Source organism: Nostoc sp. (assembly GCF_036917975.1).
Taxonomy (GTDB): Bacteria; Cyanobacteriota; Cyanobacteriia; order Cyanobacteriales; family Nostocaceae; genus Nostoc.
On record NZ_JBALEJ010000030.1, the window covers coordinates 103,683 to 116,439 of the forward strand.

Here is a 12,757-nt window from a genome sequence, read left to right on the forward strand (position 1 = left end):
ACAAGCATAAAAAGAGCTTTATCATTTTTTTATCATTGTAGAAGAATTGGAGACTTCATAAATTTTCATAGTTCATTGGTTTTGCAAGTCCTTCTGCAATCTCTCTTTTAGCAGATTGGGCAGATGCAATCAGTTGTTGTTGATTTTTCTTAAATGATTTATTCCATTTCAATTCATCTTGTTCAATTCATCTTGCAAGTCTTCTAGGTACTCTCGGAGATGTTCTGCAACTCTTTCTTGCACATCTTCAGATAAAGATTCCATCATCTTAATTACAGTAGCGATCGCTGGAGATGACATAATCGAATTTCCCTTATCAACTTCCCTGTCTATTTTACTAAAAAAACTCAATCAAATCGCCTACTGTAGTCCCAAAGCTCTGAAACTGGGAAAGTTTGTCCTACTGCTGCTTTTCGCACAGACTCTTGCAAATCGGCTAATATTTGTGCTTTTGGCTCTTGTTCATCAATCCAAGCTAAACTACTGACGTTATCAGAATTTATGGAACTTATAAGCTGTTGCCAAAGTTCTAGAGGGACAACTACATCTGTTGTTTCTCCATTTAGGTTGGTGACATAACGAATCTGACTTTCAATTTGTGCGATGATCATCTGGTTACTTCTCCTGTTATGCTTTTTTTGCATCAAATCGCTTTTTTCAACAACCACCAAACAGCATCATGTATTTTTAGCGATGGGTTGGATTACGCGTAGACGCGGAGTGGCTTGTCGTAGACATCGCACATTCCTTAAATTCTAGTTTAGCGGCTTTTGTTAGGGTAAATTTTTGACTTAATTACCAGTATTTAAACTGATATTCTGCATTTCCTCAAGTAAAAATAGACTCCTCGGATACCAAATGGGGGATTGCAAATTTAATTAAATCAACCTAACAATGAAGGAAAAATTGCTAAAAAGCTGTTAGTTAATAACTAGTGACTTTTTGCCAAACATGATTTTGATAGCAGATTGATTGTGATGAATATAGCTAATTTCCCCTGGCTGACGACGATTATTCTGTTTCCGATAGCGGCGTCGCTACTTCTTCCCATCATCCCTGACAAAGAAGGCAAAACAGTGCGCTGGTACTCCCTCATCGTAGGGCTGATAGATTTTGCACTAATTGTTTATGCTTTTTATACTGGGTATGATTTCTCCAATCCAGATTTGCAGTTGGTGGAGAGTTACCCCTGGGTACCACAACTGGGTTTGAATTGGTCAGTAGGGGCTGATGGCTTGTCCATGCCCCTAATTATTTTGACTGGATTCATTACCACGCTGGCGGTTTTAGCAGCTTGGCCTGTTACCTTCAAGCCCAAGCTATTTTACTTCTTGATTTTGGCGATGTATGGCGGTCAGATTGCCGTGTTCGCTGTCCAGGATATGCTGTTATTTTTCCTGGTGTGGGAACTGGAACTAGTACCGATATACTTTCTGCTGTCGATTTGGGGAGGCAAAAGGCGGCAGTATGCAGCGACTAAATTTATTTTATACACCGCCGGCGGTTCGCTGTTTATTTTGCTGTCTGCCCTGACAATGGGATTTTACGGCGATACGGTGACGTTTGACATGCGAGCGATCGCCTTAAAAGATTTCGCCCTGAATTTCCAACTTGCCCTCTATGCTGGCTTCCTGATTGCCTACGCCGTCAAGTTGCCGATTATTCCCTTGCACACCTGGCTACCTGATGCCCACGGTGAAGCTACAGCCCCCGTACACATGTTATTAGCAGGTATTCTCCTGAAAATGGGCGGTTACGCCTTAGTTCGGATGAATGCCCAAATGCTGCCCGATGCCCACGCTTATTTTGCGCCAGTGTTGGTAGTTTTGGGGGTAGTTAATATCATCTACGCTGCTTTGACATCCTTTGCCCAGCGAAACCTAAAGCGAAAAATTGCCTACTCCTCAATTTCTCACATGGGCTTTGTGATGATTGGTATCGCCTCCTTCACCGATTTGGGATTGAGTGGGGCAGTATTGCAAATGGTTTCCCACGGGTTAATTGGGGCGAGTTTGTTCTTCCTTGTTGGGGCAACTTACGATCGCACCCACACCCTGATGTTGGATGAAATGGGCGGTGTTGCGAAGAAAATGCCGAAGATTTTCGCCATGTTCACTACCTGTTCAATGGCTTCTTTGGCATTGCCAGGGATGAGCGGTTTTGTAGCAGAATTGATGGTATTTGTGGGCTTTGCTACTAGCGATGCTTATAGCTCTACATTCAAAGTGATCGTGGTATTCTTGATGGCAGTGGGAGTGATTTTAACTCCGATTTATCTGCTGTCGATGTTGCGAGAAATTTTCTACGGTAAAGAGAACGAGGAATTAGTTTCTCACCAAGCTTTGATAGATGCCGAACCTCGTGAAGTGTTTATCATTGCCTGTTTGTTAATTCCAATTATTGGTATTGGTTTCTATCCAAAATTGCTAACTCAAATGTACGACGCCACAACTGTACAATTGACGGCAAGATTGCGTGATTCAGTGCCGACATTAGCACAACAAAAAGACGAAACACTAAAGGTTTCTTTGAGTGCGCCGGAAATTGGTAATTAAGTTGCGATCGCTAGTTTAGTTTAAATACTGATTACTTTGAGGGCGGGTTTTCTACCTGCCCTTTTTCTTACTCACGGAACTAAGTTAAAAAATACTGTATGGGGTAAGCGAGTAGAGGTGTTTTTTATAATTTTCATAAAAATAGATTTTAAGCTGATTGATTTGTTTGCAACCAGTTAAGTAAATCTTCCATAGCAGTAAAATCTAACAAAGCTTCGCCAAGGGTTTCTAATTGATTTAAAGGAAGAGATTAGATACGCTCTTGCAATTTTGGTGATAATTCTCCCACTCGTCTTTGTAGTAACCTTAAAATCAGCCGTTGTTCACCCTCTTGTTCACCTTCTTTTTTACCTTCTTGTTTTCCGCGCTCGTAGCCGATGCGCTCACCTGTAGTTACGTATCTCATAGTCCGCTACTGCTCAATTTTCATAAAAATAGATTTTAAGCTGATTGATTTGTTTGCAACCAGTTAAGTAAATCTTCCATAGCAGTAAAATCTAACAAAGCTTCGCCAAGGGTTTCTAATTGATTTAAAGAAAGAGATTGGATGCGCTCTTGCAATTCTGGTGATAATTCTCCCACTCGTCTTTGTAGTAATTTTAAAATAAGTCGTTGTTCACCTTCTTGTTCACCTTCTTCTTTACCTTCTGCTTTACCGCGCTCGTAGCCGATGCGCTCACCTGTGGTTACATATCTTATAGTCCGCTACTGCTCAAATTGTTTAAACTCTTCCCAAAACTGATTTTCTAATGCCTTTGGTAATATCATAACCCAATCGATAAATCGATACAGGTTGCGAATATCCTGCTCTCCTAACCCCAAATCATATAGCCGACGAATTAAGCTAAATTTCCATATTTTGCGCTGTTCGGGTGATGAGCGTGTCTGCTGTGTTTTCAAATGCGCCATAACGACAGTTGCAAATGGATTATCGCTATTTTCTAACTCGTGAAAGCGATTTTCGTAATCCAAAAGTTTAACACTACCAAATTCAAAACTTAAGCGAGTATTGAGATAATTGTAACTGTAATTGCTTGGTCGCCATTCGCGGTTTGAATCGCAGAGAATTGCAAGGCTAATTGCTGGTCGATCGAAGCGGTCAAATATGCGAAAGTTGTAGGTAAACATCCGCTTGGCAAAATTATCTTCTTTTTGTGCCTGAATTTCAACATGGATTAATAACCAAAGTTCTTCCCCTTGGGTTTGCCAAACTTTGACTAATTGATCGGCATATCTCTTACCCTGTTCAGCTTCACGAGTTATTTGCTGAAATTCTTTATCTAGAAATTCGTAGGGACGTTCCCAGTCAATTAATGCATAAGTTTCTGGAAAAAAGAAATACATTGCTTGGGGAAAATAAGCTTCTATAATTTCTTTCCAAGGGCTATCAAAATCAGCGCGTAGGCGTAGCCCGTCGTAGACATCGCTAATATCGGTCATATTCATCCAAGAAGCTGATTTTCGTCACATTTATGTGAATATTTTAATCCACAATCAATTGTCCCTCGTATACCTACTTAATTATCGATAAATTTTCTACAATCAAGGTAGAATCAGATGTGGTAAAACCGCTAATGTTAAACTACAATCCGCTACATTGTTTGCCATCTTCCGAAGAACTACCCGACTCAGATGATACTGCTGTGGATAATGAACTACAAAATTTAATTCCCGGCTTGCTAAAAACGATACTAGCTTTGGTTTGGTGCGATCGCTGGGATTGGTTCTTTGGTGTTGATATGGGTATTTATTATGACCCAGAAAAACCAGCTATTGTCCCTGATGCGTTTCTCAGCTTAGGAGTGAAACGCTTTATTGATGAGGACTTACGCCTAAGTTATGTGCTGTGGGAAGAAAACAAGCTGCCAATTTTAGCGCTAGAAGTTGTTTCCCAAATATATCGAGAAGAATATAGTACCAAGAAAGAATTTTATGCAAAAGATTTAGGAATTTTGTACTACGTTGTATATAGTCCTCTTCGGCGTAAAAAGTCACCTTTGGAACTGTATCGCTTAGTTGATGGGGAATATATTTTAATGTCAGGAAATCCCGTTTGGCTACCAGAAATTGGTTTAGGAATTGGGCGAGAACGGGGAATTTATCAAGGTATAGTGCGGGAGTGGTTGTACTGGTATGACGAAGAAGGGCAAAAATTGCTGACACCAGAAGAACGCATCAGAGAGGCAGAAGAACGCACAGCTTTTGAAGAACAGCGACGCGTGGAAGTAGAACAACAGGTGAAAATCTTAACGGAAAGGTTGCATACACTTGGCGTTGATCCAGAAACTTTATCATGACAAGCGATGTCTACGACGGGCTATTCGGTGTCGCGTCTACAACTCACTGATACAGAAATTCTAGACTTTATTGATTACCTGAAGCTACAACTAACCCAAAACTGCCTAACTTAGCTTCTGTTGTATAGTAATCCTATCTGATTTGTGAAAATTCTCGGCGTCCAGATCCCCGACTTCTCAAAGAAGTCGGGGATCTAGCTTTTCACGAATGATTTAGGATTGCTATATTAATTTTGTTATTGTTAAAGACATCCAATTTAGTATGGTATTAAGTTAACTTAGCCTTAGACGCAAGATAAGCTTTGTGCGCTTCTGCGTAAATCTTTAATGCTACAGCCATCTGTTGTTCGGCAGTCTCTCCCTGCTCTTTGAACCAAGCAAAAGTTTCAGGATCTACCTTAACTGTTATTGTTATAGCTGACTTGGGCATTCGCAATTGTGCTTTAGCAAAAAATTCTTCTGACAAGGGTGGAATATCTGAGGTGTCGATGTCTTCGTCACTCATTGCATCGACTCTAACCCAATCGGTTCTTGAGGTATTGTTCATAGCTTTTTCGTTCGTGAGACAGTGCCTTTCTTAATGAGATGATCCGAACCATTTCTTCACCTGGCTCGGTGTAAATAACTACTACAATTCGACCATCAAGTAGTCCAATACCGAGATACCGATCCTCTCCATAGTCCTCTCGTTCATCTAGGTAGACAAGCATGGGTAGATTAAACACGCGGAAAGCATCAGCAAAGTCGAAACCATGCTTTGTGATGTTGCTTTGGTTTTTACGTTCATCCCACTCAAACTTCATGGAATCAATATACCACCAGTAACATGGGAAAATGAACTGTGACTACATACCGGGATTGAATGTCACTAAACTCTCTCCTCACTTTCAGGGAAAATTGAAGTTGCGTACTCCAAGGAGAAGGATGCTAAATCATGCTGATCTTGCTCAGTCCAAGCATCACTTTGGTCGATGATTGACAAGTTTTGCTCGACTAGCTCATTTAGAATCAGGGTTGCCAAACTAAGGCTAGCACTCTTTGTCACAGTCGTTTTTTTTTAACGAACCACAGAGGCGCAGAGGACACAGAGAGAGGAAAGAGAAGGAAAAAATTGCTTAACTGAACTGTATTGCATCATGTCTTTGTTTACAATGAAAAATATTGCAATAGAATAATGTATTGCAATACAACTTTCACAAGACGATGAGCAAAGAAAATATTACGTTTTGGATAGATAGCGATCGCAAGGCTGCACTTGATGCGATCGCAATTCATTCCAAATGTCGATCGCAACTACATACTTAATGAAGCGGTAGCCGCTTATGTAGAGTATATCAGTGGCAAATCGAGGAAATTCAAAAGGGGATTGCTGAAGCAAATACTGGAGACTTTGCCAGCGATGCGATCGCATTGTAATAATGTTTTGATACTGCACAGCTATTCAATCCTCAAAAATCTTCATCATCAACAAAAAATTCGGCATCGTCTTCCAATCGAGAATTACCCTGCCCAACACCAGCAAGTCCCCACAGAGGTTGCAGCAATGCCATGCCAATTAACCCGACAACGGCACTAAAAGCTAGCACTAAACCCATTGGTATCTGAATCGATTGGAACGTTAAGAATTTTAACGATACGGGTGTGGCATTTTGGACTGAAATAATTGCGATCGCAATTACCCAAACCGCTACAACTAGAGATGTCAAAAAAGGAGCGAGAGTTTTCATAGTTTGATTGAAGTGAGGAGTTAGAGTTATTACAGCTATTTTCAGCTAAATAGACGACGAGGTAGCGCCCTTAACTGAACCATATTGCCCTCTACTACTGTAAAACTAGTACATCGTGCCAAAAATTTTCTTTCACCTCTTTCTGTACTAAATTATGAATGAGGGAAACTAATTGATCGAGGTCGAAGGGTTTAAGTAAATATTCTTCAAACTCTACATCTGGAATTTGATCGTGAGTACCTGTGGTAGAGGTTGAAGTCACAATAATTGGGATATGATTTCCATTGTCAGCTTTTATAACATGCAGTTTATTTAGCAATGTATAAATGCTTTCACCTAAAAACCTAATTTCAGACACCAGGATGTTGGGCGTGAACCAGCTCAGGATTTCTAAAGCTTCTTTTACCGAACCAGCGGTAATTACGTTGGCGCTCAAGTCTTTGAGTAAAAACGCGTACAAATCTCTACTATCGCGATCGTTGTCTACAACGAGTACTTGTATACCTTGAAGTATCCCATCTGCCAAGCAAAAGTCATTGATTAAATTCATAATAAGACCTGCAATTAGGACTTTAAGGGGAAAGCGATCTGAAAAACCCTTAGTTTTCAGGAGATGAGACAACCGGATAGGTCAAAGAAAAAGTAGCAGAGAACCACTTAAAACAATTCGCAATTCGCAATTCGCAATTACGTTTTGCGTTAGCGAGTCTGCGAGCGTCCGGGGATTTAGACCCCGACCCAAAACGGGCTGCCTGTATTGCTGGGGACTTAAACCCCCAAAGTTCATTAAAATTACTCGGTTCTATTCTTGTAATATGAGGGAGTGTTGTTTGATTTCTTACATGAGTTGATTAACTACGACACAAAACGTAGGAAAACTTTTCAAATAAGGGCAGAGAAATACCCATTGGTGTCAACTTACAGCAGTTTTCATGTATTTGAACCACATCTATCGTAAGGGCACAGCAATGCTCATTGGTGTCAAGTTAAGCTGAAACCCCTTTAAAACCTTGTTTCCAGCCTCCGGCTGGAAATGCTGATCCTGGCGGCTCTGCCGCCAGTAAAGAGAGGCGGAGCCTCAACGACGAGTATTCCCAGTCGGAGACTGGGAACAAGGCAATCTAAAAACTTGGTGTTGTTTGATTTTGTGAATGAGTTGATTGACTACGATACAAAATATAGTCAAAATGATTTTCCTAATCCAAATTTATTTGAGGAATTAACCAACAAAACTATTGCCATTCCCTATCCTCAAGTTCCTTTTGAGGTAATAATAAGGTTGCTTCAATTTCTTGCCTGATAGCAGCCGTTACTTCACAATTACTGTGCAGGCAATCGAGTAGTAACTTATTTGCATCATAGTAGCGTTGCAGCACTTGCTCTTGTTCAGAGCTAAACTGCCACTCGTGGTTAATATTGCGATAATTAACGACTGTCTTCTTTACCTGTTCAGCCCAAGCTGAATAGCTCGTTTGCGACCATAGCTCAAACCGTTGTTGACTTTGATCAGAATTTGGCAATTGGTCAGAGAGTTGTTGCAGGGATTTATGGAGTCCTACATCCAGAACAATACCCAGAATGTTGCTCATAGCTTCTCCACAGGCGTGGATGTGAGCAAAGTCCTGGTTTCCATCAATTGCACACTCCAGCAGCAGGTCATCTAATGCCGCATCCAGAAACATCCCCTGGTCGAGGGTGCTGGCTAAGGCAAAGTGAGAAGCTATATGAGGAGTCCGACTCAAGGCTAGGTAAAATGCTCGAACTGTTGCATCTTTTGTTTGGGTTGGAACAGTGCGAGATTTTTGGCTGGCCCAGGTCAAAAAATCTTGTAAATAAGGGTCTTCGGCAACCAGTGTATCAATCTGTTGCTTCATTAACTGTACCAATCCGTCTGCACTTTTGAGCATGGTAGCCGTTAATAAGAAGATTTCCCGCCAGTGGGGGTCAGTGATATGACTAACCAGACCGGACAGCGCTTGCTCAAATGCCTGTAGATTATGGCTGGCAACTATTTTCCTTGCCGTGAAGTATTCTTGAAAGGCCAGATAGGAGAAGGAAAAAATTCCCCGCGCCCGTTCTGCTAGTAGCCCATGTTGAGCCTCCATTGCTTTCAGTGCCGCTTCGCTTTCTACTTGCAGTTCATCTGTATCCATTGGTATTTTGGTCAGATTTTGAATATAGTCACCAATGTATTGCTCAACGATGCGTTGTTCAAAAAAGTATTGACCTTGCTCAAATGTAGCTGCTGCAATCTGACTCAGTAATTTCAGCTTTTGTGGTAATAAAAACCCTCGGTAAACCTCATCCCGTTCAATGCCTCTGGCTTCATCCCATTTACCCAACAGAAGGTCTAGACCTTGCTTATAAAAATCAGTCCGCTTAATCGGAAATTTATCTTTACCGTGAAATATCCAACAGGCAAGATGCAGAAATAGGGGTGTGACGATGAGTTGGCGAAATTGCCAGTTTTCAGGTAACTCCAGCTTCTCAAGAAACTGAACGGACTGCGCCTGACCATCTTGAATATTGGTCTTGGTAAATGCCACAAACCATTTTTGAGCGAATGCTCGGATTTGTTCTGAAGTCAATGGGGCAATTTCAACATCGGTAAAGCCTCGGAGTCTAAGTTTTTGAGATGCTGTTCGACAGGTAGCCACGAACTTGTTTTTGTGATACTTCTCTGAAAATCTGCGAATTTCGCTTAAGACAGCATTGCTTTCTTGGTTAAGAATTTCATCCATGCCATCAAGCAACAATAACACTCTGCCTTCACTAAGCAAGGTTTCGATGACTGAGGGATCTGAAATTTTAGATGTGAAAAACTCCTGGCGGATGTACTTTAATAGGCTAAACTCGTTGCTAATCTTAGACTCTTGGGCAAAATTTCTCAGTGTGATGAAGATGGGTATTTGATGCGCCGCAAATGCACCGTGGTTACACTGAATGGCAAGATATTGCAAAAAGGTGGTTTTACCTACTCCTGGTTTGCCTAGCACCCTGAGCTTGGAGTATGTTTCAACTACATTCATCCCAGGTATCTGGTTCTGGTCAATCTCACCTAAGCCAAAACGGTCAAAGTCTTTGGGATCAAGATTTTGCAGGTCACTGATTTCTACCCACTGTTGACTGGCAATTTGCTCCAAAATATTCACATCTATATATATGTCATCGATCGCAACGGGATGGCTGACATCCAATAACTGCAAGATCCCACACTGGTCTTGAATTTTGTCGAAGCGTTGCGATCGCACTTGCTGCACTAGCTTATCAATATGCAGCACAGGAGGCTGGGGATATTCTTGTAGTTCTAAGAATTCTGCTGGTGGATCAATAGCAATTTCGCGCCAATTCAGTTCTAAAACCAAGCAAATCTCAATAAAGGTATGACGCTCAACCGGACGGCCACTAAAAAACCGCCAAATCGGTTGTCTAGTCTTGAGGTTGACTTCTCCTGCTAGATTGTCTTGTGTCCACCCCTTGCGAGCAAATGCTCTTTTAGCCTCTTGAATACCGTTGAGTGATGCTTGGAGCGATCGCTTGACCATAGGACAAAACTTTGCTCCTCAAATCATGAACTTTAACGTTTTATTAATATCTGCAATCTTATCGCTTTCTTTATGATAATAGCATTCTGCTTACTTAAAGTTATACAAAAATCCAGAGTTTGCTCTCAATTTTTTAAACTTTTGTATCTAAATCAAACGTTATACCTTATTTTATACATTTCAATCTTTTCATAAGACTTAAATTCAAACACTTGTCTGCAATGCTTGAGCATTAAATAAAGGGTTACTTAGTCATTATTTGCTTGACTATAGATATGTATCATCTCACCATATCTATCTAGAAAATTTTGGCAGTAAAAATTGCTAAGTTTTCTCTATGCTTAGATTGTGTTTATTAACTCCAAGTGAAATAAAAAATATGAGCTTATTATCAATCAACAAAATATACAACGTGATTAAAATTGCTGAATTAGTTTATGGATCGATAGAAGATGAGATAAAAAAGCAACCAGAAACCTTTATAGACAAATTGTCTAATTATTTACAAGATTTCAACATTCCAGCAAGATATTTAGTAAGCATATTACACGAATATATAAATGAATTTACCGAGGAAGAAAAAGCAGAGGTCATAGCTTTGATGTGGCTTGGTCGAAGTATATCACATGGGCAGTTAGAAGACTTCCCCAATTTCGTTAAAAAAGTATTAGAAATTGTACCTAAAAATCAGGCAACCAGTTATATTCTCGAAAGACCCCTTTTAGCAAAATATCTACGAGACGGGCTTCAAAAACTAAATATTTCGACTTTTGCTTTATCGTGAGAAATTGTCAGGACATGAGGCTGACACTGCTTGATTACAGCAATAATGTCTCTGGCTTCTTCTTGATATAAGTCTTCGACGTAGCCACTTCTAGAAAGTTGTGCCTCTTTTTCACTATCAAAAGGGCCAAAGTAATAAGTACAGCGCGGAACGGCGGTGTTAATTTCTACCCACCAGGCAAACTCTGATTCATTAGATTGAAATAAATTCATGAGGGATACCAGGAATTAATTAAACTCGATCAAAGATAGTCTTTATTTCTAGATTGCTCTAGATTTTTTGTTAATGTGTATTTTTTTAAACTGGCATTTTCTGATAATAGACGTTTCATTTTTAAATTCTAAATGTCTTTATTTATCAGGTAACTTTGAAGATAAATGATGTTGACATCCAAAGTATTTACGAAAAAAAATAACATAGACCTAAAGCTATTTTCAGGTAAATAGACCACGTGATAGGGGCACAGCATTGCTCATTTGTGTCAACTTAAGCTGAAACTCCTTTAAAACCTCGTTTCCAGCCTCCGGCTGGAAATGCAACTCAAAAGTGGCTCTGCCGCGAGTCTTGAGGCATACGTGTCAACTTAACGCGAAACCGCTTGTCCACCGGGAATTGAAATTCCTTGAGGCGGCAGCCCCAACGACGAGCATTCCCAGTCTCCGACTGGGAACGAGGCAATCTAAAAGCTATTATTCTTAACCGAAACCTATTGAAAGTTGAGTTACTTAAAATATATCTAGATAGTTATGAGTTAGTTACTATAAATAGTTTCTATCTCACAAGCATTATTGGCTATCTATATATTTACCGAGGAATCAACAATGATGTGGAAGATACCGTTATCATCAGCAGCATCGGGTTTTGATCTTGCGGATCATAATCTGTGTTTAAACTATTGAAAGGGTCAATTTTAAAATTTGAGTCTTCAATCGGCTTCATCGGTATTACCTTGCCAGAAACTACATGATACCTCACGAGTTCCTGAATCTTATTAATATTTTTAAGCAACCTCTCTATAGTCTCTGGTGGTAGATTTGCAAAAGCTTGGTCTGTGGATGCAGAGGCGATAAACGAGTCAACACCTTTGAGAGTATCTATCAGATTTGCAGCCTTGATTGCATCAACTAGAGTGCTAAAAGAACTGACATTAACGGCAGTATCAACAATATTAACCATTTATTTCACTTGGTTGTATATAATTTGCTAATTATTTATAAGATAACATCCTAGTGTTAGAAATCGTGTTTGACTAAGCGGTTGATTAATGTATAAATTGTATGATACAAGCTAAAAAAAATTAAATAATTAAAATACAGCCAAATTTAGAAGTTAGAAGTTAATGGAAAAATTTTGTTAGTGACAATTCAAAATTTTTATGAAAAGAAGTGAGGTTTAAAACCGTACTTCTCTACGAGACGCTACCGCGAACGTCCCGCTACGCTAACGCCCGCAAGTGGCGCGTTCGCGGTAACGTCTCGTAGAGAGCGTCATTTTGAATTTTGAATTGATTCATTTCTTATTCCTAAATTACTAAGGGAATGAGTTTTGGGGAGAAAAAGGCAGTAAGTTACACCCGTAAGGGCACGGCAGTGCCCATAGGTGTCAACTTAAGCTAAAACTCCTTTAAAACCTCGTTTCCAGCCTCCGGCTGGAAATGCTGCTCCTGGTGGCTCTGCTGCCAGCAAGAGAGGCGGAGCCTCTAGGACGGCATTCCCAGTCGGAGACTGGGAACGAGGCAATCTAAAAGCTAGTTCTAGCCCACATTCCGCACTTCATGATGTAGTATATAAAGTTACGTAATTCCGTTCTGATACGAGTAGATAAAAATACTCATAAGCTTTAAGTAAGT

The 12,757-nt window shown here is 40.2% G+C and carries 14 protein-coding genes and 3 pseudogenes; 3 read left to right on the forward strand and 14 right to left on the reverse strand.

Translation table 11 applies throughout. The features are described 5' to 3' along the window. Nucleotides 1-55 precede the first annotated feature (55 nt). Together V7K76_RS14190 and V7K76_RS14195 are read right to left on the reverse strand one after the other, a co-directional pair. Nucleotides 56-300 (reverse strand): annotated as a pseudogene (locus V7K76_RS14190) (hypothetical protein). A gap of 47 nt (nucleotides 301-347) precedes the next feature. Continuing rightward, nucleotides 348-611 (reverse strand): hypothetical protein, encoded by a 264-nt coding sequence (locus V7K76_RS14195; protein WP_334779096.1) that lies wholly within the window; start codon nucleotides 609-611, stop codon nucleotides 348-350. Between the two features lie 366 nt (nucleotides 612-977). Between V7K76_RS14195 and V7K76_RS14200 the strand changes: the two genes are divergently transcribed. Then, a complete protein-coding gene (locus tag V7K76_RS14200) occupies nucleotides 978-2,555 on the forward strand; it encodes an NAD(P)H-quinone oxidoreductase subunit 4 (RefSeq protein WP_334779097.1) in 1,578 nt (525 codons plus the stop codon). 148 nt (nucleotides 2,556-2,703) lie between these two features. Here the strand turns inward: V7K76_RS14200 and V7K76_RS14205 are convergent. Then, nucleotides 2,704-2,961 (reverse strand): annotated as a pseudogene (locus V7K76_RS14205) (DUF4351 domain-containing protein). 35 nt (nucleotides 2,962-2,996) lie between these two features. Next, nucleotides 2,997-3,995, reverse strand: a pseudogene (locus V7K76_RS14210) (DUF4351 domain-containing protein). Between the two features lie 134 nt (nucleotides 3,996-4,129). Between V7K76_RS14210 and V7K76_RS14215 the strand changes: the two are divergent. Next, nucleotides 4,130-4,852: a Uma2 family endonuclease gene (locus V7K76_RS14215; protein ID WP_334779108.1), complete on the forward strand. Its 723-nt coding sequence runs from the start codon at nucleotides 4,130-4,132 to the stop codon at nucleotides 4,850-4,852. 268 nt (nucleotides 4,853-5,120) lie between these two features. On the opposite strand, the gene V7K76_RS14220 is transcribed toward V7K76_RS14215, so the two are convergent. The 7 genes from V7K76_RS14220 to V7K76_RS14250 all read right to left on the reverse strand — a co-directional run bounded on the left by V7K76_RS14220 (nucleotide 5,121) and on the right by V7K76_RS14250 (nucleotide 10,124). Further along, nucleotides 5,121-5,399 (reverse strand): hypothetical protein, encoded by a 279-nt coding sequence (locus V7K76_RS14220; RefSeq protein WP_334953676.1) that lies wholly within the window; start codon nucleotides 5,397-5,399, stop codon nucleotides 5,121-5,123. After that, nucleotides 5,368-5,655, reverse strand: coding sequence for a BrnT family toxin (locus V7K76_RS14225; protein ID WP_334779099.1), 288 nt, complete (start codon nucleotides 5,653-5,655; stop codon nucleotides 5,368-5,370). Before V7K76_RS14225 ends, V7K76_RS14220 begins: the two co-directional genes overlap by 32 nt. Before the next feature lie 65 nt (nucleotides 5,656-5,720). Further along, complete coding sequence (locus V7K76_RS14230; RefSeq protein ID WP_334779100.1) at nucleotides 5,721-5,897, reverse strand: hypothetical protein; 177 nt, start codon at nucleotides 5,895-5,897, stop codon at nucleotides 5,721-5,723. A 174-nt stretch (nucleotides 5,898-6,071) separates the two neighbouring features. Continuing rightward, the gene (locus tag V7K76_RS14235; RefSeq protein ID WP_334779101.1) at nucleotides 6,072-6,287 is read right to left on the reverse strand and encodes a hypothetical protein; all 216 of its coding nucleotides are present in this window, start codon (nucleotides 6,285-6,287) and stop codon (nucleotides 6,072-6,074) included. Between the two features lie 13 nt (nucleotides 6,288-6,300). Beyond that, nucleotides 6,301-6,579 carry a LapA family protein gene (locus V7K76_RS14240; protein ID WP_334779103.1) on the reverse strand — a complete coding sequence of 93 codons (279 nt, stop codon included), beginning with the start codon at nucleotides 6,577-6,579 and terminating at the stop codon, nucleotides 6,301-6,303. 94 nt (nucleotides 6,580-6,673) lie between these two features. Then, on the reverse strand, nucleotides 6,674-7,129 hold the full coding sequence (locus tag V7K76_RS14245; RefSeq protein WP_334779104.1) for a response regulator: 456 nt from the start codon (nucleotides 7,127-7,129) through the stop codon (nucleotides 6,674-6,676). Nucleotides 7,130-7,811: 682 nt separating this feature from the next. Next, nucleotides 7,812-10,124 (reverse strand): NACHT domain-containing protein, encoded by a 2,313-nt coding sequence (locus V7K76_RS14250; protein WP_334953680.1) that lies wholly within the window; start codon nucleotides 10,122-10,124, stop codon nucleotides 7,812-7,814. Nucleotides 10,125-10,503: 379 nt separating this feature from the next. On the opposite strand from V7K76_RS14250, the gene V7K76_RS14255 reads away from it, so the two are divergent. Continuing rightward, nucleotides 10,504-10,908 (forward strand): DUF3775 domain-containing protein, encoded by a 405-nt coding sequence (locus V7K76_RS14255; RefSeq protein ID WP_334778757.1) that lies wholly within the window; start codon nucleotides 10,504-10,506, stop codon nucleotides 10,906-10,908. Here the strand turns inward: V7K76_RS14255 and V7K76_RS14260 are convergent. The 3 genes from V7K76_RS14260 to V7K76_RS14270 form a co-directional block, all read right to left on the reverse strand. Further along, complete coding sequence (locus V7K76_RS14260; protein WP_334778756.1) at nucleotides 10,872-11,120, reverse strand: DUF1816 domain-containing protein; 249 nt, start codon at nucleotides 11,118-11,120, stop codon at nucleotides 10,872-10,874. The genes V7K76_RS14255 and V7K76_RS14260 overlap by 37 nt on opposite strands. A gap of 592 nt (nucleotides 11,121-11,712) precedes the next feature. Further along, entirely contained in the window at nucleotides 11,713-12,084 is a 372-nt protein-coding gene (locus V7K76_RS14265) for a fasciclin domain-containing protein (RefSeq protein WP_334778755.1), read from the reverse strand. A 431-nt stretch (nucleotides 12,085-12,515) separates the two neighbouring features. Then, nucleotides 12,516-12,647: a hypothetical protein gene (locus tag V7K76_RS14270; protein ID WP_334778754.1), complete on the reverse strand. Its 132-nt coding sequence runs from the start codon at nucleotides 12,645-12,647 to the stop codon at nucleotides 12,516-12,518. Between the last annotated feature and the right edge of the window lie 110 nt (nucleotides 12,648-12,757).